The sequence below is a fragment of the Gulosibacter sp. 10 genome, assembly GCF_900163695.1.
Lineage (GTDB): Bacteria > Actinomycetota > Actinomycetes > Actinomycetales > Microbacteriaceae > Gulosibacter.
In genome coordinates this window covers 1-22,894 of the sequence record NZ_FUIC01000003.1, presented here as the reverse complement: position 1 = coordinate 22,894, position 22,894 = coordinate 1, and the positions used below count along the sequence as shown (strand labels likewise).

Annotated in this window: 23 protein-coding genes; 5 read left to right on the top strand and 18 right to left on the bottom strand. The window is 72.3% G+C overall.

Annotated features, from left to right (window positions below; genetic code table 11):
* Window positions 1-11: 11 nt before the first annotated feature.
* Window positions 12-686 carry a maleylpyruvate isomerase family mycothiol-dependent enzyme gene (locus tag FM112_RS00545; RefSeq protein ID WP_176386606.1) on the top strand — a complete coding sequence of 225 codons (675 nt, stop codon included), beginning with the start codon at window positions 12-14 and terminating at the stop codon, window positions 684-686.
* Window positions 687-715: 29 nt separating this feature from the next.
* On the opposite strand, the gene FM112_RS00540 is transcribed toward FM112_RS00545, so the two are convergent.
* The 4 genes from FM112_RS00540 to truB form a co-directional block, all read right to left on the bottom strand.
* The gene (locus FM112_RS00540; RefSeq protein WP_087002170.1) at window positions 716-1,660 is read right to left on the bottom strand and encodes a bifunctional riboflavin kinase/FAD synthetase; all 945 of its coding nucleotides are present in this window, start codon (window positions 1,658-1,660) and stop codon (window positions 716-718) included.
* The gene (locus tag FM112_RS00535) at window positions 1,657-2,097 is read right to left on the bottom strand and encodes a hypothetical protein (protein ID WP_087002168.1); all 441 of its coding nucleotides are present in this window, start codon (window positions 2,095-2,097) and stop codon (window positions 1,657-1,659) included. Before FM112_RS00535 ends, FM112_RS00540 begins: the two co-directional genes overlap by 4 nt.
* A gap of 100 nt (window positions 2,098-2,197) precedes the next feature.
* A complete protein-coding gene (locus FM112_RS00530; protein ID WP_087002166.1) occupies window positions 2,198-2,575 on the bottom strand; it encodes a hypothetical protein in 378 nt (125 codons plus the stop codon).
* Window positions 2,572-3,543 (bottom strand): tRNA pseudouridine(55) synthase TruB, encoded by a 972-nt coding sequence (gene truB, locus FM112_RS00525; RefSeq protein WP_087002164.1) that lies wholly within the window; start codon window positions 3,541-3,543, stop codon window positions 2,572-2,574. Before truB ends, FM112_RS00530 begins: the two co-directional genes overlap by 4 nt.
* Window positions 3,544-3,673: 130 nt before the next feature.
* On the opposite strand from truB, the gene FM112_RS00520 reads away from it, so the two are divergent.
* From FM112_RS00520 to FM112_RS00510, 3 genes are all read left to right on the top strand, one after another.
* On the top strand, window positions 3,674-4,693 hold the full coding sequence (locus FM112_RS00520) for a ketopantoate reductase family protein (RefSeq protein ID WP_176386605.1): 1,020 nt from the start codon (window positions 3,674-3,676) through the stop codon (window positions 4,691-4,693).
* The gene (locus tag FM112_RS00515; protein ID WP_087002162.1) at window positions 4,690-5,592 is read left to right on the top strand and encodes an A/G-specific adenine glycosylase; all 903 of its coding nucleotides are present in this window, start codon (window positions 4,690-4,692) and stop codon (window positions 5,590-5,592) included. Before FM112_RS00520 ends, FM112_RS00515 begins: the two co-directional genes overlap by 4 nt.
* A gap of 99 nt (window positions 5,593-5,691) precedes the next feature.
* A complete protein-coding gene (locus tag FM112_RS00510; RefSeq protein WP_087002160.1) occupies window positions 5,692-6,240 on the top strand; it encodes a hypothetical protein in 549 nt (182 codons plus the stop codon).
* Window positions 6,241-6,306: 66 nt separating this feature from the next.
* Here the strand turns inward: FM112_RS00510 and rbfA are convergent, their stop codons facing one another.
* From rbfA to dxr, 14 genes are all read right to left on the bottom strand, one after another.
* Window positions 6,307-6,735 carry a 30S ribosome-binding factor RbfA gene (gene rbfA, locus FM112_RS00505; protein ID WP_087002158.1) on the bottom strand — a complete coding sequence of 143 codons (429 nt, stop codon included), beginning with the start codon at window positions 6,733-6,735 and terminating at the stop codon, window positions 6,307-6,309.
* The gene (gene infB, locus FM112_RS00500; RefSeq protein WP_087002156.1) at window positions 6,728-9,646 is read right to left on the bottom strand and encodes a translation initiation factor IF-2; all 2,919 of its coding nucleotides are present in this window, start codon (window positions 9,644-9,646) and stop codon (window positions 6,728-6,730) included. The genes rbfA and infB overlap by 8 nt, the downstream gene beginning before the upstream one ends.
* A 73-nt stretch (window positions 9,647-9,719) precedes the next feature.
* Complete coding sequence (locus FM112_RS00495) at window positions 9,720-10,025, bottom strand: YlxR family protein (protein ID WP_087002154.1); 306 nt, start codon at window positions 10,023-10,025, stop codon at window positions 9,720-9,722.
* Between the two features lies 1 nt (window position 10,026).
* Window positions 10,027-11,043, bottom strand: a complete 1,017-nt coding sequence (nusA, locus tag FM112_RS00490; RefSeq protein WP_087002152.1) for a transcription termination factor NusA — start codon at window positions 11,041-11,043, stop codon at window positions 10,027-10,029.
* Between the two features lie 62 nt (window positions 11,044-11,105).
* Window positions 11,106-12,884 (bottom strand): proline--tRNA ligase, encoded by a 1,779-nt coding sequence (locus FM112_RS00485; RefSeq protein WP_087002150.1) that lies wholly within the window; start codon window positions 12,882-12,884, stop codon window positions 11,106-11,108.
* A gap of 66 nt (window positions 12,885-12,950) precedes the next feature.
* Window positions 12,951-13,673, bottom strand: coding sequence for a hypothetical protein (locus FM112_RS00480; RefSeq protein WP_087002148.1), 723 nt, complete (start codon window positions 13,671-13,673; stop codon window positions 12,951-12,953).
* Window positions 13,670-14,656 (bottom strand): VWA domain-containing protein, encoded by a 987-nt coding sequence (locus tag FM112_RS00475; RefSeq protein ID WP_087002146.1) that lies wholly within the window; start codon window positions 14,654-14,656, stop codon window positions 13,670-13,672. The genes FM112_RS00480 and FM112_RS00475 overlap by 4 nt, the downstream gene beginning before the upstream one ends.
* Window positions 14,653-15,648: a VWA domain-containing protein gene (locus tag FM112_RS00470; RefSeq protein ID WP_087002144.1), complete on the bottom strand. Its 996-nt coding sequence runs from the start codon at window positions 15,646-15,648 to the stop codon at window positions 14,653-14,655. The genes FM112_RS00475 and FM112_RS00470 overlap by 4 nt, the downstream gene beginning before the upstream one ends.
* Window positions 15,639-16,160: a hypothetical protein gene (locus FM112_RS00465; RefSeq protein ID WP_087002142.1), complete on the bottom strand. Its 522-nt coding sequence runs from the start codon at window positions 16,158-16,160 to the stop codon at window positions 15,639-15,641. Before FM112_RS00465 ends, FM112_RS00470 begins: the two co-directional genes overlap by 10 nt.
* Window positions 16,147-17,037: a DUF58 domain-containing protein gene (locus tag FM112_RS00460; RefSeq protein ID WP_087002140.1), complete on the bottom strand. Its 891-nt coding sequence runs from the start codon at window positions 17,035-17,037 to the stop codon at window positions 16,147-16,149. Before FM112_RS00460 ends, FM112_RS00465 begins: the two co-directional genes overlap by 14 nt.
* Window position 17,038: 1 nt before the next feature.
* On the bottom strand, window positions 17,039-18,043 hold the full coding sequence (locus tag FM112_RS00455; RefSeq protein ID WP_087002138.1) for a MoxR family ATPase: 1,005 nt from the start codon (window positions 18,041-18,043) through the stop codon (window positions 17,039-17,041).
* A gap of 25 nt (window positions 18,044-18,068) precedes the next feature.
* Window positions 18,069-19,214 carry a flavodoxin-dependent (E)-4-hydroxy-3-methylbut-2-enyl-diphosphate synthase gene (gene ispG / locus FM112_RS00450; protein ID WP_176386604.1) on the bottom strand — a complete coding sequence of 382 codons (1,146 nt, stop codon included), beginning with the start codon at window positions 19,212-19,214 and terminating at the stop codon, window positions 18,069-18,071.
* Between the two features lie 50 nt (window positions 19,215-19,264).
* Window positions 19,265-20,599, bottom strand: coding sequence for an RIP metalloprotease (locus FM112_RS00445; RefSeq protein WP_087002134.1), 1,335 nt, complete (start codon window positions 20,597-20,599; stop codon window positions 19,265-19,267).
* 11 nt (window positions 20,600-20,610) lie between these two features.
* The gene (gene dxr, locus FM112_RS00440; RefSeq protein ID WP_087002132.1) at window positions 20,611-21,711 is read right to left on the bottom strand and encodes a 1-deoxy-D-xylulose-5-phosphate reductoisomerase; all 1,101 of its coding nucleotides are present in this window, start codon (window positions 21,709-21,711) and stop codon (window positions 20,611-20,613) included.
* Between the two features lie 102 nt (window positions 21,712-21,813).
* Between dxr and FM112_RS00435 the strand changes: the two genes are divergently transcribed.
* Window positions 21,814-22,830: an asparaginase gene (locus FM112_RS00435; RefSeq protein WP_087002130.1), complete on the top strand. Its 1,017-nt coding sequence runs from the start codon at window positions 21,814-21,816 to the stop codon at window positions 22,828-22,830.
* The last annotated feature ends 64 nt before the right edge of the window (window positions 22,831-22,894 follow it).

The window sequence follows — 22,894 nt, the reverse complement described above, 5'->3', positions numbered from 1 at the left end:
ATAATGACGCCGTGACACACTCCAGCGCCTCCGAAGAACTGCCCCAGCACGAAGACGCCTTCTCGCGCCCGCCGAAGCGCATCCCCGGCGACTGGAGCGCCCATCTCGCGACCACCCTCGACCGGCTCGCGGATCTCCTCGACGAGCTGGACGGGTCGCAGTGGGAGGCGCCGAGCCTGTGCGAGGGCTGGCGCATCCGGGACGTCGTCGGCCACCTGCTGTGGCGGCTCGGCGAGCACAGCGGCACCATGCTCCGCAGCGGCGTGCGCGCGGCCCGGCGCGCCCGGCTGAGCCCCTCCCGCGCGATCAGCGAGATCGCCGTCCGCGAGGGCTCCGCCGCGCCGGAGGAGCTCGTCTCGCGGCTGCGCGCCATCGGCGAGGAGAAGCTGCAGGGCATCGGCCGCACCGGCATCATCGAGCTCACCGAGGCCGTCGTGCACACCTACGACATCACCGAGGCGCTCGGCCTACCCATCCGCCTCAGCCCGCACTCGACCGGCGCGGTCGCGCTCGCGCACGTCCGCTCGATCGCGCGCGGCAAGTCGGCGCGGATCGTGCGCCGCCGCTCGCTGCGGGCCACGGATGCGCGCTGGGTGATCGGCCAGGGCTCGCCCGTCGACGCCACCGCCGGGGAGATCATCATGCACCTCTTCGGACGGCGCGAGCTCCGAAGGCCGCGGGACTAGCGGCCCGGACGGGCCCTCGCCCGCGGCGATCAGCGCGAGGGCTGTTGGAGCAGGCTCCGCGTCTCCTCCACGTCGCGCCGCATGGTCCGGATGAGCGCCTCGAGGGAGTCGAAGCGCTCCATGCCGCGAATGCGGCGGACGAAGGCCACCTGCACGCGCTCGCCGTACAGGTCCAGGCCCTCGTGGTCGATCACGTGGGCCTCGACCTGCTTCTGCGGCACCCCGTCGAAGGTCGGGTTGTTCCCGACCGAGATGGCGGCGGGATAGTCGGACTCCCCCACGTGCAGCCAGCCCGCGTACACGCCGTCCGCGGGGATGAAGCCCTCGAGCGTGTCGGGGCAGAGGTTCGCGGTGGGGAATCCCAGCTCGCGACCGCGCTTGGCGCCGTGCACGACCGTGCCGCGCAGGGTGTGATGCCGGCCCAGGACCTCGGTGGCGTTCTCCACGTCGCCCGTCTCGAGGCACTCACGCACCCAGGTGGAGGACGCCCGGCGGCCGTTGGGAGACAGCTCGTCATCGACGAGCACCACCTCGTAGCCGAACGTCGACCGGTGCTCCAGGAGGAAGTCGACGTCGCCCGATCCCTTGTGGCCGAAGCGGAAGTCGCGGCCGATCACGATGAGGCGCATGCGGAGCTTGCCGACCAGCAGGTCGCGCACGAACTCGAGCGGCGACATCCTCGACAGCTCCCGCGTGAACTCGAGCAGGACCGTGTCGACGCCCTGCCTGCCGATGAGCTCGAGCTTCTGCTCGACCGAGACGATCGGCGCCGGCGCCCGGTCGGGGTCGAACAGCGCCGCGGGATGCCGGTCGAAGGTCACGACCACGGGCGTCAGGCCGTGCCGCTGCGCCTCGAGGCGCAGCCGGGAGACGAGCTGACGGTGGCCGAAGTGCAGCCCGTCGAACTTGCCGATCGTGACGGCGGTCGGTCCGTGATCCTCGGGAAAGTGTTCCGGAGTGGTCACCAGCGTCATGCGATCTTCGCCCTCCCACGCGCGCGGCGCATCGATTCGAGATAGGAGATGCCGAACAGCGGCAGCACCAGAGGAATGTACAGGTAGCCGCGTCCGAAGCCGCTCCACACCGTATCGGAGGGGAACAGCTCCGGATGCGTTCCGGAGAGCACCCCGACGAGCAGCACGCCGAGCAGCTCGAAGACGACCGCGGACCACGCGAGCGCGCGCCAGGGCTCGGAGCGCGCGGCGAGGGCGAGCGCGCAGCCGGCGACGAGGTAGACGACCGCCGCGGCCGCGCTCAGCGAGTAGGCGAGCGGCGCCGCGTCGAAGTCCCGGATGATCTGGTACACGCTCCGCCCCGTGGCCGCGAGGAACAGCACCACGTAGACCGCGACGAGCACGCGGGAGGCGCCGCGCGAATGCCCGGCGCCGGAGTCTTCGTTCGCTTCAGTCATGGTTCCTCTCAGTATTCCACGCCCGTTCGCCGCTTGCGCCGCGGGCCTTCCGAGGCGTCCCGGGTCGCGGGCGGCTCTTCCCCGGCGTCCGCCGGCGCCCTCAGCCGATCAGCGGCGACGCGTCCTGCCAGATCTGCTGCATGCGGAAGACCATGACCGCGACGGTCAGCCCGGCCACGCCCAGCACCGCGTTCGACCAGCGGGTCCGCTCGATGAGCGACCACAGGATGGCTCCCGGCGGGATGATGAGCGCCACGACGAGGTACATCCAGAACTCGAGGCCGTCGCCGAGGCAGGGGTTGCCGAGCATCGGCGCCACGATCGCGACCACGAGCTGCACGATCAGCAGCGCGCCGACGAGCGCGGCCGCGCCCGCGGTGAGGTCGCTGGGCTTGCGCCCCGCGACCGCCGCGATGAGGCCGATGAGCCCGGCGAGGATGCCGACGCCGAACTGCAGCCAGGTGAACCACTCGATCATCGCGGATCCGTCCCCGGGGCGCGCTCGGGCATGTTCATGAGCGTCTTCGTCGCGCCGTCGCGCAGCTCGACGAGTCCGATCAGCGAGCCATCCGGATCGAGCATCGCGATCGGCCCCGACGGCGGCTCCTCGAGCCGATCCGCGAATTCCGCGGCGGGGATGCGGCGGCCGTGCCGGAGCGCCCGCGCCTCGTCCGGCGTCGCGAGGATCGCGGGGAACCGCCGGCGCATCGCCTCGGCGGGGTCGATGAGCGCCGGGGCCGCCGCGCCCGCCTCGATCTCGGCGCGCTCGGGGAGCGTCGCGGCGTCCTCGATGCCGAATCCGCCGATCCGGGTGCGGTGCAGCGCGGTGAGGTGGGCCCCGACGCCGAGCGCCTCGCCGATGTCCCGGGCGAGCGCGCGGATGTAGGTGCCGGACGAGCACCGCACCGTGATGCGCGCGTCCACGACCGGGCCGTCGGCCGCCGGCAGCGCCTCGGCCCCGTGCACCGTCAGCCCGTGGATGGTGACCGGGCGGGCCTCGAGGACGACCTCCTCCCCCGCGCGCACCCGCTCGTGCGCGCGGCGGCCGTCGACCTTGATCGCGCTCACCGCGCTCGGCACCTGCTCGATCTCGCCGACGAAGCGCTCCGCGGCCGAGCGGATGGCCGCCTCGTCGATCCGCGCCAGCGCCTCCGGGGCCGCCGCCGAGGTCGGCTCGCCGTCGGCGTCCTCGGTGGTCGTGGTCCGGCCGAATCTGACGGTGGCCTCGTAGGTCTTGTCCTCCCCCACGAAGTACGCGAGCAGCCGCGTCGCGTCGCCGACGCCCAGGAGCATGAGCCCCGTGGCCATGGGATCGAGGGTCCCGGCGTGCCCCACCTTGCGGGTGCCGAAGACCTTGCGGGTCCGGGCCACGAGATCGTGGCTCGTGATGCCGCCGGGCTTGCTGAGAGGGAGGAGCCCGTGCGGGCCACGCGGACGCGAAGACATAGTCAGATCAGTCTATCGGGATCGCCGAGCCCCCTCGGGTCGCGGGGTCCGGCGGTCGGCGGCGCATCCGTCCGCCCGCGCGCTGCTACGCTCGCGGGGTCGGAAGCGGCTGATCTGGGAGGTGGTGGACGTGCGGATCGCGGTCATCGGCGTCGGCGCGGTCGGCGGCGTGCTCGCGGGGCTGCTGCACCGGGCCGGGCACGAGGTCTCCGCCGTCGTGCGGGGCGAGACCGCCGAGCGCATCGCCGCGGACGGGCTGCGGGTCGATCTGCCGGACGGCGCCGTCGAGGCGCGGCTGCCCGTCCTCTCCTCCGTGCCGCCCGAGGCCGAGCTGGTGCTGCTCGGCGTTCGCAGCTATTCGGTTCGAGCCGCGCTCCACGAGCACGCCGCCGGCATCGGCGAACGCCCGGTGCTGCTGCTGCAGAACGGGCTCGACGCGCCCGAGACTGCCGCGGAGGTGCTCCGGCGGCCGGACGGCGCCGGCCTCCACGGCGGGATCGTGCTCTTCCCCGCCACCCGCACGGCCCCGGGCCGGGTCCGCCTCACCGCCTACGGCCCGGCGCGCGTCGGCCCGGTGGATCCCGGCCGCCGCGTCGAGTCGGAGCGCATCGCCGCCGTGCTCGGCGATGCCGTGCCCGCCCGTGCGACGGGCGACCTGCGCGGCGCGCTGTGGAGCAAGCTGCTCGTGAACCACGTGAACGCGCTGCCCGCCGTTACCGGCCTCAGCGTGCAGCAGGTGTGCCGGCATCCCCTGCTCGGCCCCCTCCTCGCGCGCGCCCTCGAGGACGCGGTCACGGTGGGCGACGCCCTGCGCGTCCGCTTCGCCGGGGTCGGGGTGCTCGAGCCCGCGCATGTCGTCCTCATCCGGCGGGGCCGGGCGCTCGACGTCGTGAGGGGCCGGCTCGCGCGGGCCTTCGGCACGAGGCCCAATCCGGCGTCCACGCTGCAGTCGATCCGGCGCGGCGAGCCGACCGAGATCGAGCACCTCGACGGCGCGGTGGTGCGAGCCGCGCGGCAGGCCGGCCTGCGCGCGCCGGTGCAGGAGCACATGGTCGGGCTCGTGCGCCGGGTCGAGCGCACCGGGGCCTTCCTGCCCCCGCGCGCGGTGCGCGATCGCATGCCGACGGCGAGCGGACGAGGGCTCGGATGAGCGAGGAGGCGCGCCGGGCCGAGATCGTGGAGCGCACGATCGCCTGGTTCGAGCGCAGCATGAGGCCGTTCCCGTGGCGCGAGCCGGACTGCTCCGCGTGGGGCGTTCTCGTCAGCGAGATCATGTCGCAGCAGACGCAGATGGCGCGGGTCGAGCCGAAGTGGCTCGAGTTCATGGAGCGCTGGCCCACCCCGCGGGCGATGGCCGACTCCCCCGTGTCCGAGGTGCTCTCCCGCTGGGACCGCCTCGGCTATCCGCGGCGCGCGCTCAACCTCCACCGCTGCGCGGCGGCGATCGTCGAGCGCCACGACGGCGTCGTGCCCCGCTCGCGCGAGGCGCTCCTCGCGCTGCCCGGCATCGGCGCCTACACCTCCGCGGCGGTCGCCTCCTTCGCCTACGGGCTGCGCGAGCCCGTCGTGGACACGAACATCCGCAGGGTGCTCGCGCGCGCCGTGCACGGCGAGGCGCTGGCCTGGCCCGCGAACGCGCGACGCGACGACGCGGAGATGCTGCCGCTCCTCCCCGAGGATCCCGCCCGCGCCTCGCTGTGGAACGCCGGCTCGATGGAGCTGGGCGCGGTGGTCTGCCGGTCGCGACGCCCCGACTGCGGCGTGTGCCCGGTCAAGGATCTCTGCGCCTGGCGCGCCGCGGACTATCCGGAGTCCGCCGCCGCGCCGCGGCGGCAGGCGAAGTTCGAGGGCTCGGACCGGCAGCTCCGCGGGCGCATCATGGCGCTGCTGCGCGCGGAGCCCGAGGGGGTCGAGCTCGACCGCCTCGTGCGCGAGCTCGAGCGGCATCAGCCCGAGCCCGATTCGCAGCGGGTGCGCGGACTGATCCGCGCCCTGACGGAGGAGGGGCTCGCCTCGCTCCGCGACGGCAGGATGTCGCTGCCCTCCTGAGGGTGCCCCGCGCACGTGCGTCCTCCGCCCTCCAGGTCGCGATGATAGGGATGCATCATGCCAATCCGCGCGATACCCGAGATCGGAGGCTGATCGACCATGTACGGATTTCCCCCGTCACCCGAGGGCCTGCGATGGCTGCAGGCGCTCGATGCGATTGGGCTGTCGGCAGCGGCGGGCCTCTCCCCGCGAGGCTTCTCATGGCAGCGGAGCGGGGACGTCACGACGGCCGTCGAGGTGCACTACGCGGTCGGCGACGTCCGGGAGCACTCGCACTCGCTGCTCACGGCGTTCCCGGTCGTAGCGGAAGAGGAGGGCCTTACAGACGCCGCTGCCGAGAGCATCCTGAATGCATTCGCGGGGCAGCGGCTGGCCGACTATCACGGCGCGCTCGATCTCGGCGGCGATCCCGAGGAGCAGCGAGGCGCCATATGGGAGATCACGGAGCGCTGCGCCGCCGCCGGGCGCACCGCGACCTCGGTCGTGATCAACGGAACCCCAACACAGGGCCACAGCATCCGCGTGGACGGGGCCGAGCTCGGCGTCGTGACGTGCTCCGGGACGGTGCTGTGCTGGGACGGCCGCGCCGTCGTCGAGCACGGCGTCCGCCTCCTGCCCTGGGACGAGCACCCCGAGCACGTCGGGTGAACGAAGACGAGGCGGTTGCCGAGGAGAGTTCCTCGGCAACCGTCTCATCGGCATCCGGGCGAGGAGCTAGTCCTCGTCCTCCTCGGCCTTGTAGGGGTTCTCCTCGCCCGCGAAGGCCTTGCCGTCGCGGTTGCGGGCCACCTCGGCGTCCTGCTCGCGCGCCTTCTCGAGGAGGTCCTCGATGTGCGCCGCGTTCTCGGGCAGCGCATCGAGCACGAACTCGAGCGAGGGCACGAGACGGATGCTGAGGTTCTTGCCCACCTCGGAGCGGATCCGACCGGTGGCCGACCGGAGCGCCGCCTCGGTGCCGCGGCGCTCCTCGTCGGTCCCGTACACGGTGTAGAACACGGTGGCGTGCTGCAGGTCGCCGGTCACCCGCACGTCGGTGATGGTGACGAACCCGAGCCGGGGATCGCGGATCCCCCGCTCGAGGATCTTCGCCACGAGCACCTTGATGCGGTCGGCGAGACGCACCGCGCGCGCGTTATCAGTCACGGGGCTTCTCCACCATCTCGGTGGTCTCGATCTCGTCGCCGATCCGGATGTCGCCGAACTTGCCGAGACCGATACCGCACTCGTAGCCGTCGCGCACCTCGGTCACGTCGTCCTTGAAGCGGCGCAGCGACTCGATGGCGAGGCCATCCGCCACCACGACGCCCTCGCGGACGATGCGGGCCTTCGCGTTGCGGGTGATCGTGCCCGACTGCACGAGGCAGCCGGCGATGTTGCCGAACTTCGAGGAGCGGAAGATCTCGCGGATCTCCGCCACACCGGACTGGACCTCTTCGTACTCGGGCTCGAGCATGCCCTTGAGCGAGTTCTCGATGTCCCCGATCGCGTCGTAGATGACCGAGTAGAACCGGATGTCCACGCCCTCGGCCGCCGCCTGCTGCCGGGCCTTCTGGTCCGGACGCACGTTGAAGCCGATGATCACCGCGTTGTCGATGGTCGCCAGGTTGACGTCCGACTCGCTGATCGCACCCACCGCGCGGTGGATGACGCGCAGCTGCACCGAGTCGTCGACCTCGATCTTGAGGAGCGAGTCCTCGAGCGCCTCGACGGCACCCGAGACGTCGCCCTTGAGGATGAGGTTGAGCGACTGCACCTTGCCCTCTTCGAGCGCGCGGGTGAAGTCCTCGAGCGACATGCGCTTGCGGGCCTTGGCGAGCTGCGCGTTGCGCTCCGCGGCCTCCCGCTTCTCGGCGATCTGCCGAGCCGTGCGGTCGTCCTCGGTCACGATGAACGAGTCGCCGGCGCGCGGCACCGAGCTGAGGCCCTGCACCTGCACGGGACGCGACGGACCCGCCGCCTCGACCGCCTCGCCGTTCTCGTCGAACATCGCGCGCACTCGGCCGTAGGCCGTGCCTGCGACGATCGAGTCGCCGACGTGCAGCGTGCCCGACTGGATGAGCACGGTCGCGACCGAGCCGCGACCGCGGTCGAGCTTGGCCTCGATGGCCGTGCCGCGGGCGTCCTTGTCGGGGTTCGCGCGCAGGTCCAGCGCGGCGTCGGCCGTCAGCAGGATCGAGTCGATCAGGTCGCGGACGCCCTCGCCGGTCTTCGCCGACACGTTCGTGAAGATCGTGTCGCCGCCGTACTCCTCGGGGATCACGTTGTACTCGCTCAGCTGAGCGCGCACCTTGTCCGGGTTCGCGCCCGGCGCGTCCATCTTGTTGACCGCGACCACCACGGGCACGCCCGCGGCCTGCGCGTGGTTCAGCGCCTCGATCGTCTGCGGCATGATGCCGTCGTCGGCCGCGACTACGATGATCGCGACGTCGGTGACGTTCGCACCGCGGGCTCGCATGGCGGTGAACGCCTCGTGACCCGGGGTGTCGATGAAGGTGATCGCGCGACGGACGCCGTCGTGCTCGCCCCACACCTGGTAGGCGCCGATGTGCTGCGTGATGCCGCCGGCCTCGCCCGCGCCGACCTCCGACTGGCGGATCGCGTCGAGCAGCGAGGTCTTGCCGTGGTCCACGTGGCCCATGACGGTGACGACCGGGGGACGCGCCTCGAGCATGTCGTCCGACTCGCCCTCCTCCTCCGACTCGAGATCGATGTCGAAGGCCTCGAGCAGCTCGCGGTCCTCGTCCTCGGGCGAGACGATCTCGATCCGGTAGCCCAGCTCCTCGCCGAGCACCTGGAACGTCGCCTCGTCGAGCGACTCCGTCGCCGTCGCCATCTCGCCGAGGTGGAACAGCACGGTCACGAGGTCGCCGGGCGATGCGTCGATCTTGTCGGCGAAGTCCGAGATGGATGCGCCGCGGCGAAGCCGGATGAGCGTGTCGCCGTTGCCGCGCGGGACCTTGACGCCGCCGATCGACGGCGCCTCCCGCATCTCGAACTCTGCCCGCTTCGTCCGCTTCGACTTCCGCGCCTTGGACTTGCCGCCGCCGCGGCCGAAGGCGCCCGCGGTACCGCCGCGACGCCCGCCGCCGCGACCGCCGCGGCCGGGACGGGGGCCGCTGAAGCCGCCGCCCCCGGGACCGCCCGAACGACCGCCGCCACCGCCGCCGGGACCGCCGGAGCGGCCGCGGCCGGGACCCTGCGGGCGCTCGCCGGGGAGCACGCGGGGCTGACCGGGGCGCGGAGCGCCGGGACGGCCGGTTCCGCCGCCCGCTGCGGGCGCGCCGCCGCCGGGACGGGGCCCGGGCCGCGGACCGCCGGCGCGCTGGCCGGCGCCCTTGCCGCCGGGACGGGGGCGCCCCATGCCCTGCGAGGACGCGAACGGGTTGTTGCCCGGGCGCGGACCTCGCGGACGCGGGATGTTGTTGGGGCTCGGCTTGGGAGCGCCGCCGGGCTTCGGAGCCGCCTGGCCGTCCGGCTTGGCGCCGCTCTGCTCCGCCTGCTCGGCGGGCTTGGGCGCGGGCTTCTGACCGGGCTTCGGCGCGCCCTGCCTCGGCGCGCCCTGGCCGCCGGAGGCCGGCTTGCCGGACTCCTGCTGCGGCTGCACCGGGGTCGGCGCGACCGCGGAGCGGGTCGGCGGCGCGGCCGGATTCGGCGTCGGGGCGACGCCCGAGCGCTGGCGCTGCTCCGGCTTGGGGCCCGACTTCTGCCCGGGCTTGGGGCCGGAGGACTTCGCACCGGGCTTCGGCGCGGCCTTCTGGCCGGGCCTGGGCGCGGAGGCTCCGGGCTTCGGGGCCGCGGGTGCGGCCGACTTGGGCTTCGGGGCGGGCTTGGCCGCGGGGGCGTCCTTCGCGGACTCCGCGGGCGCCGCCTTCGGGGCGTCCGCGCCGGACTCGGCGCGGCGCTTGAGCTCGTCGCGGAGGCGACGGGCCACCGGCGGTTCGACGCTCGACGATGCCGTCTTCACGAACTCGCCCATTTCCTGCAGGGTCGTCAGTACGACCTTCGATTCGACGCCCATCTCGGCGGCGATCTCATGTACGCGTGGTTTTGCCACTTTTCTCCTCACCAGGGTCTGCCCCGGTGGGGAGCAGACCGTTCAACTTCGGTTGTGCCTCATCGCGAGCCACTCATGATTGGTCCATAGTCCGATCAACAACCTTTGCTGTAGCTGCCGGGGCGGCTGCCCCGGCCAGTATCTCCGCGTACTCCCGTACGTCGGTGTCGTCCGCATCCCGAACGCGGAGGGCCCTTCGGAAGGCCTTCCTCTCGAGTGCGATTCGCACGCACTCCTCGGTGGGATGCAGCCAGGCTCCTCGCCCCGGAGCGACGGCCCGCGGGTCCAACCTGAGTCGTCCCCCGGCCGCGACGACGCGCGTCAGTTCCGAGCGTGGAGCGCGCGAGCGGCAGCTGATGCACGTTCGCACGGGCTCCATACTACTCCCCCGCGGCCTCGTCCGAGTCCTCGAGAATGCTATCGGGCTGAATGTCGATTCGCGCGCCGGTCAGCTTCGCGGCGAGTCGCGCGTTCTGCCCCTCCTTGCCGATGGCCAGCGAGAGCTGGAAATCGGGCACCAGGGCGCGCACGGCCTTGGACTTCTCGTCGAGCACGAACGCGCTGGATACCTTGGCCGGACTGAGCGCCGCGGCGACGAACCTCGCCAGGTCCGGCGAGTAGTCGACGACGTCGATCTTCTCGCCGCCGAGCTCGTTCGTCACGGCGCGCACTCGCGCCCCGAGCTCGCCGATGCACGCGCCCTTGGCGTTGATCCCCTCCTCGTTCGCGCGCACGGCCACCTTCGAGCGGTGCCCCGCCTCGCGGGCGAGCGACACGATCTCGACGATGCCGTCGGCGATCTCGGGCACCTCGTGCGCGAACAGCTTGCGCACGAGGCCGGGGTGGGTGCGGGACACGGTGATCTGCGGGCCCCGGGTGCCGCGCTCGACCTTCGTCACGAACACGCGGAGCCGACGCCCGTGCGAGTAGTCCTCGCCCGGCACCTGCTCCTCGGGGGGCAGGATGGCCTCGATCGTGCCCAGGTCCACGTGGATCATGCGCGGGTTCGGCCCCTGCTGGATGACGCCGGCCATGATGTCGCCCTCGCGACCGCGGAACTCGCCGAACACCTTGTCGTCGCCGAGGTCGCGCAGCCGCTGGTTGATGACCTGCTTGGCCGCCGCCGCGGCGATGCGCCCGAAGTCCTCCGGGTGCTCGATCGCCTCGCCGACGACCTCGCCCTCCTCGTCGAGCTCGGGCACGAAGATGTTGATCTCGCCGGTGCGGCGGTCGAGGTGCACCCTCGACCCCTCGGGCGGAGGGGTCTGCCCGGCCTCGGCGGTCGCGTGCTTCTGGTACGCGGACATGATCGCCTGCTCGATGATCGAGACGAGCTCCTCGAACGGGATCTCGCGCTCTCGCTCGAGCAAACGCAGTACTGCCAGGTCGATGTTCATCGGCACTCCCTATTCAACTGTGCTGTGTCCGGCCGGTGCGAGCGGAGGCTCGCGGCCGCAGCCTACGAGGATACCCCACGCAGCGAGCGCAGCGTGGGAACGGCCTGGTCGATCTCGATCCTGGTGCGCTCGTCCGTGCGCCGGTTCCACAGCTCGACGACCCCCTCGGCCGCCGTCTTGCCGGCGATGAGGATCCACGGCACGCCGATGAGCTCGGCGTCGCCGAACTTCACGCCGGGCGATTCCTTGGGCCGGTCGTCCAGCAGCACCTCGAGCCCCGCCGCCTCGGCCTCGGCCGCGAGCCGCTCCGCGACCTCGAGGGGCTCGGGGCCCCGGCCCGTGGCGATCACGTGCACGTCGTACGGCGCGACCGCCTCGGGCCAGATCAGGCCGCGCTCGTCATGCCCCTGCTCCGCGATGAGCGCCAGATCGCGCGTCACGCCGATGCCGTAGGAGCCCATCGTCACGACCACGAGCTTGCCGTTCCGGTCGAGCACGCGCAGGTCCAGCGCCTCGGCGTACTTCCTGCCGAGCTGGAACACGTGCCCGATCTCGGTGCCCCGCTCCGTCGTGATGGGCCCCGAGCCGTCCGGCGCCGGGTCGCCCGCCCGCACCTCGGCGGCCTCGATGCGCGCGTCCGGCACGACGTCGCGGCCGATCACGAGGTCGTGCAGGTGGGTGTCGGGCTTGTTGGCCCCGGTCACCCAGCTCGACCCCTCGCCGATGCGGGCGTCGAGGTAGTACGGGATGCCCCATTCGCGGTCGGCGCCGAGCACCTGCTCGCCGTCGAGCCACGGCCCGATGTAGCCGGGGTTGAGGAACGGGTAGCGCTCGAGGTCCTCGGCCGTGGCGGTCTCGACCTCGCGGGGCGAGAACGCGGCCTCGATGCGACCCAGATCGGCCGCGCGGTCGCCCTCGAGGCCGACGACCACGATCTCGCGCCGGCCCTCGTGGTCCACCACCGCGAGCACGACGTGCTTGAGCATCTCCGCGGCCGTCCACGGCTCCTCCCGCGGCACCTCGGCGTTGGCCGCGTCCACGAGCGTGTCGATCGTCGTCGATCCGGGCGTCACGAACTCGGCGACCTCGCCGTCCTGCGAGAAGTCGCGCGCGGGCGCCTGCGTCGAGACGAAGGCCTCGACGTTCGCCGCGTAGCCGCCGGGCGAGCGCACGAAGGTGTCCTCGCCGACGGGGGTCGGGTGCAGGAACTCCTCCGACTTCGACCCGCCCATGGCCCCGGCGTGGGCGTCGACGATGACGTAGTCGAGCCCGAGGCGCGCGAAGATGCGCTCGTACGCGGCGCGCTGCTTCGCATAGCTCTCGTCGAGGCCGGCGTCGTCGACGTCGAAGGAGTAGGCGTCCTTCATCGTGAACTCGCGCCCGCGCAGCAGCCCGGCCCGGGGGCGCGCCTCGTCGCGGTACTTGTCCTGGATCTGGTAGATCGTGACCGGGAGCTCCTTGTACGAGGAGTAGAGGTCCTTGACCGCGAGGGCGAAGGCCTCCTCGTGCGTGGGGGCGAGCACCATCGGCGCGTCCTTGCGGTCCGCGAGCCGGAACATCTCGTCCCCGAAGTCGTCGAGGCGACCGGAGGCCGCGTAGATGTCGGCCGAGAGCAGCGCCGGGAAGTGCACCTCCTGCGCGCCCGCCCGCGCCATCTCCTCGCGGACGATGTCCTCGACCTTGCGCTTCACCCGCATCCCGAGCGGCAGCCACGCGTAGATGCCCGGGGCCTGGCGGCGGATGTACCCCGCCCGCACGAGCAGGCGATGGCTGGCGACCTCCGCGTCCGCGGGGTCTTCGCGCAGCGTGCGGACGAACAGGGTGCTAAGACGTTCAATCACGCTCGCTATCGTACCCGCGCGCACGGGCGGCCGAGCATCGGGCGCCCGGGCGCTCCGCGCGGCGGGCTACCAGGGCTGGTCGACGCCCGATCCGCCCCCGCCGCCGTGCTCGTCGTCCTCCAGGCCGTCCTCGCGCTCGTCGCGGTTCTCGTCGAGCCCGCCCTCGAGCTCGTCGAGCGCGTCCGGATCCGGCTGGTTCTGCGGATCCTCGCCGCCCTCGCCGCCATCGGACTCGTCACCGTCCTCGCCGCCCTCGGGAGGCTCCTGCTCCTCCTGCTGCAGCTTCTCGAGGATCCGCTCGATGCTGTCCTCGATGGAGCGGTTGGAGCTGCTCTCGGCGCAGGCCGGATCGCGGCCCTCGAGCAGCTCGAGCGCCTCGCGGTACCGCTCCATCCCGGCCTCGATCTCGCCCGCGGCCACGAGGTCGTCGCCCTCGCGCTCGATCGCGATCGCGAAGTTCGCCCGGATCGGGCACTGCTCGGCGGGGCGCGCGAGCCCCATCGCGATGGCGAACTGCTCCTTCGCCTCCCCGAGCGCGTCCACCTGCAGGTAGCTGGTGCCCATGTCGTAGTGCGGCTTCCACCGCTCCACGATGTTCACGAGGGCGAGCTGCCCGGAGGTGTTCAGGGACTCCTCGTACTCCCCCGCGTCGTATTGCGCGATGGCGCTGAGCGCGATGAAGTGCTGCACGATCAGCGTGCCCCCGAACAGCCCGCCCGCCAGGGCGAAGGGCAGGCCGATCAGGGCGATGCGCCGGCGCAGCCGGCGTCGGCGGGAATCCGCGGTCATTCGATCATCTCCCGTGCCGAGCGCAGCTCGTTGGCCGCGCGCCCGAGGAACCAGCCCTCGAGCAGCAGCCAGCCGAGGACGACGAGGGCGAACACCCAGTAGAGCGGGAAGGTGGTCAGCTGCGTGGAGGAGGAGTCGAGCGACTGGCCGCGGGAGGCGTCGACCTCCGCGGCCTCGACCGGCGCGTCGGCGCTGCGCGGCGCGTACGGCACGTCGAGCTCCTCGGCGACGGCCTCGAGATTGCCCTCGTCGATGCGCGAGACGGCGTCCTCGTAGTTCCGGTCCTTGACGAAGGAGCCCGTCGGCCCGAACTCGCCGTACTCGGGCATCCTGCCGCCGGCCTCGGTGCCGTAGCCGAGCACCGCGCCGCCCTGGATGAGCTCGGCGGAGTCGGCGAAGGACTCGATCTCGCCCGCGGCGGTCTGCTCGCCGTCCCCGAGGTAGTACACCACCCGGACGCGATCGGGGTAGTCCCGCCTCGCCCCGTCGAGCACCTCCTCGACGAGCGGCGCGGCCGCGCCGATCGAGCTGCCCTGGGCGTTCTGCACGGATTCCGGCTGCAGCCGGTCGAGCGCGTTGCCGAGCGCCGTGGCGTCGGTCGTGAACGGCAGGCGCTGCACCGCGTACGACCCGAAGGTCACCACCGAGTACCTCGCCCCCGCGTGCTGCGCGGCGAGCTCGCCGATGTCCTCGACGACGCCGTCGAGGCGGCTCGCCTCGCCGTCCCAGTCCTGCGCCGCGATGGAGGCCGAGGTGTCCACGACGAAGAGCACGTCGACCGACTCGTCGGCCACCTCGGCGCTGACCTGGCCGATGCCGGGGCGCGCCAGCGCGACGACGAGCGCCGCGACCATCGCGATGCGGCCGAGCCACCGGAGCCGCGCGCGGCGGTCCGCCCGGAACGCGCAGTAGCCCGCCCAGGCGAGCAGCGCCGCGGCCGCGAGCAGCAGCAGCGGGGCCGGCATGATCGGATCGAAGGTCATAGCCGCAGCCTCCTCGCCAGGATCAGGTAGGCGGGCACGAGCGCGAGCATCCACCACAGCCAGGTGTCGGGCCGGTCGATGACGAGCAGCTGCGGCGCGCCCTCAATCTTGTTCGTCTGATCGCTCGTGATCTCGTCCACGATCGCGTCCACGGCCTCCTCGTCGTCGAGCGCGTAGTAGGTGCCCTCCTGCTCCTCGACCACGGATCGGTACTCGGCCGCATAGGCGTCGTCGAGGCTGTTCGCGTCGAGCGCGTACAGGCTCACGCCGTGGAGCGTGGCGAAGTCGGCGGCCTGCGGCAGGGAGATGGTCTGCGTCCCGTTCACGACGTTGTCGGTCGCGAGGATCACGGAGCGCGAGCGGCCGTCGTCGACCGGCTCGCCGCCCTCCGACGGCGAGGCCCCCTCGAACTGCATGACGCAGGAGGCGAGCCCGTCGCCGACCAGCGAGGCGCCGGGCTTGTTCAGCGTGCCGGTGTTGAAGTACTCGCTGTCGTAGCCGTCCCGCATCGCGTCGCGCACCTGCGTGAGCTGCTCCGCCACGAACCGGTAGTCGTCCGTGAGCGGGAACACGGGCACGGCCGAGGAGTTCCAGAGCACGAGGGACATCCGCTCGCCCTCGAACCCGGGGAGCATCTCCAGATACCGGTCGAGCACCTCCGCGTCGAAGTCGACCATCGAGCCCGATACGTCGAGGCAGAGCACGATGTCGCGGTTGTACTTCTCGGGGGTCTCGACCTTCGTGTAGACCCAACGCGCGCCCGCCATCGTGGTGACGCCGATGAGCGCGACCAGCACGACGCTCGCGAGGATCGCGCCGAGATTCGCCCGGTCCAGGGCCCGCAGGTAGCCGGGCAGCCGCGTCAGCCGGTCGGAGTTGGCGATCGGCCTCCCCCGGCCGCGCCGTCCGGGCGAGCGGACGAACACCAGCACGCCGATCACGACCACCGCGACCGCGACGGCGAAGGGCAGCCACCAGTACGCTAGCGCCATCCGGCGATCACCTCCCGAGCGAGTTGGATGCTGCGCGGCAGGTCGTGCGCGGGCTCCGCGCCGAACACGCTCGGGTAGAACTGCTCGACCGCCGCGGTGGTGCCGCGCAGGGGCGACTCGCGCAGATCGCGCAGCGTCATGCGATCGGCGGGGATGCCCGTCGCCTCGGCCACGTACCGGCGCACGAGCGAGCTCAGCGCCTCGTTCGCCGACCTGGGGTCCACGACGCCCGCGTGCAGCTCGCGCTCGATCTCCGCGATCCTCGCGAACGACTCGTCGCGCAGCCGCACGAGGTCGACCGGCGGATCGGAGGGCCGTTCGGCCTCGACGACCCGCTCCCGCGGGCGGGTGAGCAGGACCAGGACGAGGTAGCCCGCCACGATGACGGCGAGCACCGTGATGCCGAGCACGAGCCAGAAGGGGCTGTAGCCGACGAGCGGCATGATCTCCCCCGGCGGGGTCTCGTCGGGGGCCGCGGGCGGCAGCCCCGGCAGCAGCTCATCGACGCGCATGCTGCCTCGCCTTCAGCGCCCGCAGGAGCACGGGCACGGCGTCATCCCCGCGCTCGATGCGCGCCACCGTCGCGCCCCGGTGCTCGAGCACCGCGCGCAGCCGCTCCCGCCGTTCGCGGTACTGCTCGGCGAACTGCCGGCGCAGCCCCGCGTGCTCGCGCAGGGCCGCGGGGAGCTCCCAGTCCCCCGCCACGTCGTAGATCCGCGCGTCCCGCCGGTTCGCCTCGGTGGGGTCGGTGTCGGCGATCTCCACCCAGAACAGCTCGTGCTGCGCGCAGAGCGCGAGCACGCTGGTCTCGAGCTCCTCGTCGAGCTCGATCTCGTCGGTGACGACGACCACGAGGGCGCGATGCCGCAGCGTGCGCCGGGCGCGCTCGAGCAGCGCGCGGGTGTCCGAGACCGGCGCCTCGAGCGTCGCGCCGTCGTGGATGTCCCGCAGCATGCGCTCGAGCGCCGCCTCGCCGGTGCGGAAGGGGCGCGTCGTGATCCGGACCGAATCGCCCGCGAGGAGGCCGACCTCGTCGCCGTGCCGGATCGCGAGGTAGCCGAGCGTGCCGGTCACCGAGACCGCGATGTCGCGCTTGGGGTCGCCCCCGCGCGAGTGGGCCGCCATGTTCCTCCCGGAGTCGACGATGAAGCACACCCGGTGGCGGCGCTCGTCCTGCCAGCGGCGCACGAGCGTGGATCCCGCCCGCGCGGTGGCCTTCCAGTCGATGTCCGCGATCGCGTCGCCCGGCGCGTACTCGCGCAGGTCGTCGAAGTCGAGGCTGCTGCCGCGGTGGATGGAGGCGTAGTGCCCGTCGAGCAGGTGCGCGGCGCGGCGCCGAGACCGGAGGAACAGCCTCGACTTGACGCGCTGGAGCAGGGTGCCCGACACGTCAGGGGGTCCGCACCGAGGCGAAGATCGCGTCGACGACGGCCTCCGGCGTCACCCCGGTCGCCTCGGCCTCGTAGCTCAGGAGCGTGCGGTGCCGCAGCACCCGGTGGCCGAGCGAGCGGATGTCCTCGGGGATCACGTGATCGCGCCCCTGCAGCAGCGCGGCGGCCCGCGCGCCGGCGACGAGGTTGATCGCGGCGCGCGGCGAGGCGCCGACCTCGACGAGTCGCGCGAGCTCGGGCGCGAGGTACTGGTCGACGTGCCGGGTCACGTACGTGAGGGAGACCACGTACTCGGTGACGGCGGGGTCCACGTAGACCCGCCGCGAGAGCGCCTGCAGCGCCCTGACGTCCTCGACGGACGCGATCGGCGCGTCCTCGGACTCGAACACGCCCGAATCGATGCGGCGCAGGATCTCGGCCTCCTCCGCCGGGCTCGGATAGTCGAGCACGTCCTTGAGCATGAACCGGTCGAGCTGCGCCTCGGCGAGCACGTACGTGCCCTCCTGCTCGATGGGGTTCTGGGTGGCCATGACCAGGAAGGGCTTCGGCAGCGCGTGCCGCTCGCCGCCGATCGTGGTCTGCTGCTCCTGCATCGCCTCGAGCATGGCGGACTGCGTCTTGGCGCTCGAGCGGTTGATCTCGTCGAGGAGCACGAAGTTCGCGTGCACCGGCCCGAGCTTCGTCACGAACTCGTTGCGCGGCGCGTCGTAGATCTGGGTGCCGATGATGTCGGTGGGCAGCAGGTCGGGCGTGCACTGGATGCGCTTGAAGGTGCCGCCGATCGCGTGCGCGAGCGCCTCCGCCGCCGTGGTCTTCGCGAGCCCCGGCACGGACTCGAGCAGCACGTGCCCGCCGGCGATCAGCGCGACGAGCAGCGTCTCGCGCAGCCGCGCCTGGCCGACCACCTTGGCGCTGTACGCCTCCGCGATGCCGCCGATGATCCGGTTCGCCTCCGCGAGTTCTCCGGGGCTGATGCGAGCGCGCGATGAAGTCATGAGGGCCATGGTAGGCCGTCCGGCGACCCCCGCGCTAAGCGATCACCACGGGCGGGCCGGCCTCGCCCGCGGGCATTTCCGCGGCGATCCGCTCCGCCTCGGCGATCAGCGTCTCGACGATCTCATCCTCCGGTACGACACGGATCACCTCGCCCTTGACGAAGATCTGCCCCTTGCCGTTGCCGCTCGCGACCCCGAGGTCGGCCTCCCGAGCCTCGCCGGGCCCGTTCACCACGCAGCCCATGACCGCGACCCGGATCGGGACGGTGAGGTGCTTGAGCCCCTCCTGCACCGAATCGGCGAGCGTGTAGACGTCCACCTGCGCGCGCCCGCAGGAGGGGCAGGAGACGATCTCGAGCCGCTTCTCGCGGAGGCCGAGCGACTGCAGGATCTGCATGCCCACCTTGACCTCCTCGACTGGCGGGGCCGAGAGGGAGACGCGGATGGTGTCGCCGATGCCGTCGGCCAGCAGCGAGCCGAACGCCACCGCGGACTTGATCGTGCCCTGGAACGCGGGGCCGGCCTCGGTGACGCCGAGGTGGAGCGGCCAGTCGCCGCGCTCGGAGAGCATCCGGTAGGCCTTGATCATCACGACCGGGTCGTTGTGCTTCACCGAGATGCCGAAGTCGTGGAAGTCGTGCTCCTCGAAGAGCCCGGCCTCCCAGACCGCCGATTCGACGAGGGCCTCGGCGGTGGGGCGGCCGTGCTTCTCGAGCAGCGAGGGCTCGAGCGAGCCCGCGTTCACGCCGATGCGCAGCGCGACTCCGGCGTCCTTCGCCGCCTTCGCGATCTCGCCCACCTTGTCGTCGAACTTGCGGATGTTGCCGGGGTTGACCCGCACGCCGGCGCAGCCCGCCTCGATGGCCTGGAACACGTAGTTCGGCTGGAAGTGGATGTCCGCGATGACGGGGATCTGGCTCTTCATCGCGATGATCTTCAGCGCCTCCGCATCCTCGCGCCGCGGCACGGCGACCCGGACGAGATCGCAGCCCGCGGCGGTGAGCTCCGCGATCTGCTGCAGCGTCGCGTTGATGTCGTGCGTGGGGGTCGTCGTCATCGACTGCACCGTGACCGGCGCATCGCCGCCCACGAAGACCGACCCGACCCGGACCTTGCGGGTCTTCCGCCGCGGGGTCACGAGTTCGGGCATCCTGGGCATTCCGAGATTCACGTCAGACACGCTGCCAGTCTACGTGCGCGCGGAACCGGGGAGGCGGCGCTCCCAGCCGCTCAGAAGAGCGAGATGGGGTTGACGATGTCGGTGAAGATGAACAGCGCGCCGATCGCCATCCACACGATCGCCATGACCATCGTGACGGGGATCAGCTTGGCCACGTCGAAGGGGCCGGGATCGGGCCTGCCGCGCAGCTTCGCGAACCAGCGGCGCAGGCCGTCCCACAGCGCCGAGACCACGTGGCCGCCGTCCAGCGGGGGCAGCGGGATGAGGTTGAACACGCCGAGGGCGATGTTCACGGTGCCCACGATCTGGATGATGGTCGCCACCCGGTCCGCGATCGGGATCTGCTCCTGGGCGGCGATCTCGCCCGTGATGCGGCCGACGCCGACCACGCTCATGGGCCCGTTCGGGTCGCGCTCGGCGCCGAGGAATCCCGCCTGGAACATCTGCACGACGCGCTGGGGCATGGTGATCACGATGTCGGTGATGCCCTTGACGGTCTGCCCGTACATCTCGCCCACGAACGCGAGGTCCTGCGGCACGCGCTGCTGGGCCGCGGTGAACCCGACGTAGCCCACGGTCTCGGTGACCGGCTCGCCGTGCTCGTCCTCCGCGACCTCCCCCGTCTCCGGATCGACGACGTAGATCTCGTTGGGGATGGGCGTGATCGTGAGATCGAGCGTCTCGCCCTCCCGCTCCACGGTGAGCCGGATGGGCTCGTCGGCGCTCGTGCGGATCCGGTTCTGCAGCTGCGCCCATTCCTCGACCGGCTCGCCGTCCATCGCGACGACCCGGTCGCCGGGGAGCAGCCCCGCCTCGAACCCGGGGGCGGGCGCCGAGCAGTCCTCGGTGGACTCGTTCGAGCCGCCGCCGACCACGACGCATTCGTAGACCTGATCGACGCTCGTGGTCGGCTGGTACGTGCCGAACCCGACGGCGACCACTGCGAAGCAGATCCCCGCGATCACGAAGTTCATGAGCGGCCCGCCGAGCATGATGAGCAGCCGCTGCCAGACCGGCTTGCGGTAGAAGGCGCGGTGCTCCTCGCCGTCGGGGATGCTCTCGGCGCTCGCCTCGCGCCCCTCCTCGATCATCTGCGAGACGAACCCGGTACCCTGCGCGGTCGCCTTCTGCCCCGCCTTGGGCGGATACATGCCGATCATCGAGATGTAGCCGCCGAGCGGGATGGCCTTGACGCCGTACTCCGTCTCGCCGCCCTTGCGGCGCCGCGACCAGATCGTCGGCCCGAAGCCGACCATGTACTGGGGGACGCGCACGCCGAAGAGCTTCGCGAAGGAGAGGTGTCCCAGCTCGTGGAGCGCGATGGAGATCGCGAGCCCGATCAGGGCGGCGAGAATCCCGAGGATGAAGAGCAGTGCACCGGTCACGGGGGAATAGCCTACGCGCGGATCATCCGCCGCGCGGCTGAACGTGCCCACGCGTCCGCCGCGAGCAGCGCCTCCCTGGTGGGTTCGTCCGGCTCGGGGCGCCAGGCCTCGAGCACGCCGCGCACCGTGTCGACGATGCCGGGGAAGGGCAGGGCGCCGTCGTGGAAGGCGGCGACCGCGACCTCGTTGGCGGCGTTGAGCACCGCCGGGTGGGCACCGCCCGCCTCGCCGGCCGCCTTCGCGATCGACACGGCGGGGAACGCCTCCTCGTCGAGCGGCTCGAACGTCCAGGTCTGCGCCCGCGTCCAGTCCAGCGGCGGCACCGCCCCCGGCACGCGACCGGGCCAGTCGAGGGCGAGCGCGATCGGCAGCCGCATGTCCGGCGGCGAGACCTGCGCGATGGTGGAGCCGTCGACGTACTCGACCATCGAGTGCACGATCGACTGGGGGTGCACGACCACGTCGATGCGGTCGAAGGGCATGTCGAACAGCACGTGGGCCTCGATGACCTCGAGCCCCTTGTTCACGAGCGTGGCGGAGTTCGTGGTCACGACGCGGCCCATGTCCCACGTGGGGTGCGCGAGGGCCTCCGCCGGGGCGACGCGCTCGAGATCCGCGCGGCGGCGCCCTCGGAAGGGGCCGCCCGAGGCGGTGAGCACGAGCCTCGAGACCTCCTCCCGGCGGCCCGCGGCGAGGCACTGCGCGATGGCCGAGTGCTCCGAGTCGACCGGGACGATCTGCCCGGGCGCGGCCAGGCGGCGCACGAGCGGGGCGCCGACGATGAGCGACTCCTTGTTCGCGAGGGCGAGGACGCGGCCGGTCTCGAGCGCCGCGAGCGTGCCGCCGAGCCCGGCCGAGCCGGTGATGCCGTTGACCACGACGTCCGCCTCGGTGTCGCGGACCAGGCGCTCGGCGTCCTCGGCGCCCAGCGCGAGGGCGCCCGCGGGCAGCCCGAACTCCTCGGCGAGCGCTTCGAGCTCCTCGCGGTCGCTGCCCGCGCCGAGCCCCACGGGCTCGAAGCGATCCGGGTTCCGGCGCAGGATGTCGAGGGTCTGCATCCCGATCGATCCGGTCGCGCCGAGCACGAGCACGCGCCGCCGCTCTGCCGTCATGGTGCCTCCCCTGGTCTCGCACGAGCATAGTCCCGATCCGTCGCCGCGATCCGCGGGAGCGCGTAGCATGTGGGGGTTATCCGATCGGCGTGGAGGTAGTTGGTGGCAGGCACGTTCTTGGGCAAGGATGCGGTGGAGCTGGCCGTGGTGACGCGGAACGGCTTCATCGAATCGCGGCATCTCGGCTCCGCCGCCGTGGTCGACGGCGAGGGCGCGCTGCTGTGCTCGCTCGGCGACGTGCGCACCCCGGTCTTCCCGAGGTCGACGCTGAAGTTCGTCCAGGCGCTGGCCTCGCTCGAGGGCGGGGCGCAGCTCGAGGGAGAGCATCTCGCCATCGCGTGCGCCTCGCATGCCGGGACGCCGCTGCACGTCGCGCTGGTCCGCGACATCCTCGGTCGCGCCGGGCTCGACGAGCGGGCCCTCCGCTGCCCGGCGACCTGGCCGAACGACCGGGCGTCGCGCGATTCGCTCGTGCGCACGGGCGAGCCGAGCGCGCAGGTCTACATGGAGTGCTCCGGCAAGCATGCGGCCTTCCTCGCCGCGTGCGCCGCCGCCGGCTGGCCGACCGACACGTACCTGCAGCCCGAGCATCCGGTGCAGAAGCTCGTGCGGGAGTCGCTGGCCCGGTTCGCGGGAGAGCAGGTGAGCGTCACGGGCGTGGACGGCTGCGGCGCGCCCGTCTACGCGGTCTCCCTCGCCGGCATGGCCAGGGCCATGTCGCGATTCGCGACCTCCCAGGCCTCCTCCCCCTTCGGCATCTTCCGCAACGCGGCCAAGATCTGGTCCGCCGCCCTCCGGCATCCCTGGACGATCGCGGGCCACGGCCGCCCCGACACCGTGGTGATCGAGGAGCTCGGCGTGCTCGCGAAATCGGGGGCCGAGGGCGTGCAGGTGCTCGTGGCCGAGGACGGCACCGCGGCCGTGCTCAAGTGCCTCGACGGATCCGGCCGCGCCGCCATGCTCCCGGGCCTGCAGCTGCTCGTCGCCGCGGGGGCGGTGGACCCCGCGAAGGCGGAGGCCATCCTGCCCAAGCTGCGGCTGGGCGTCACCGGCGGCGGGCAGCCGGTGGGCAGCGTGATGCTCGGCTCGGACGTGCCGAGCGTGATCGAGCGCGGCTGAGACGAGCGAGGCCGGCAGGGCCGGCCCCTCGCGTTCTCCCTCCCAACCTTCCCAACCCCCGACC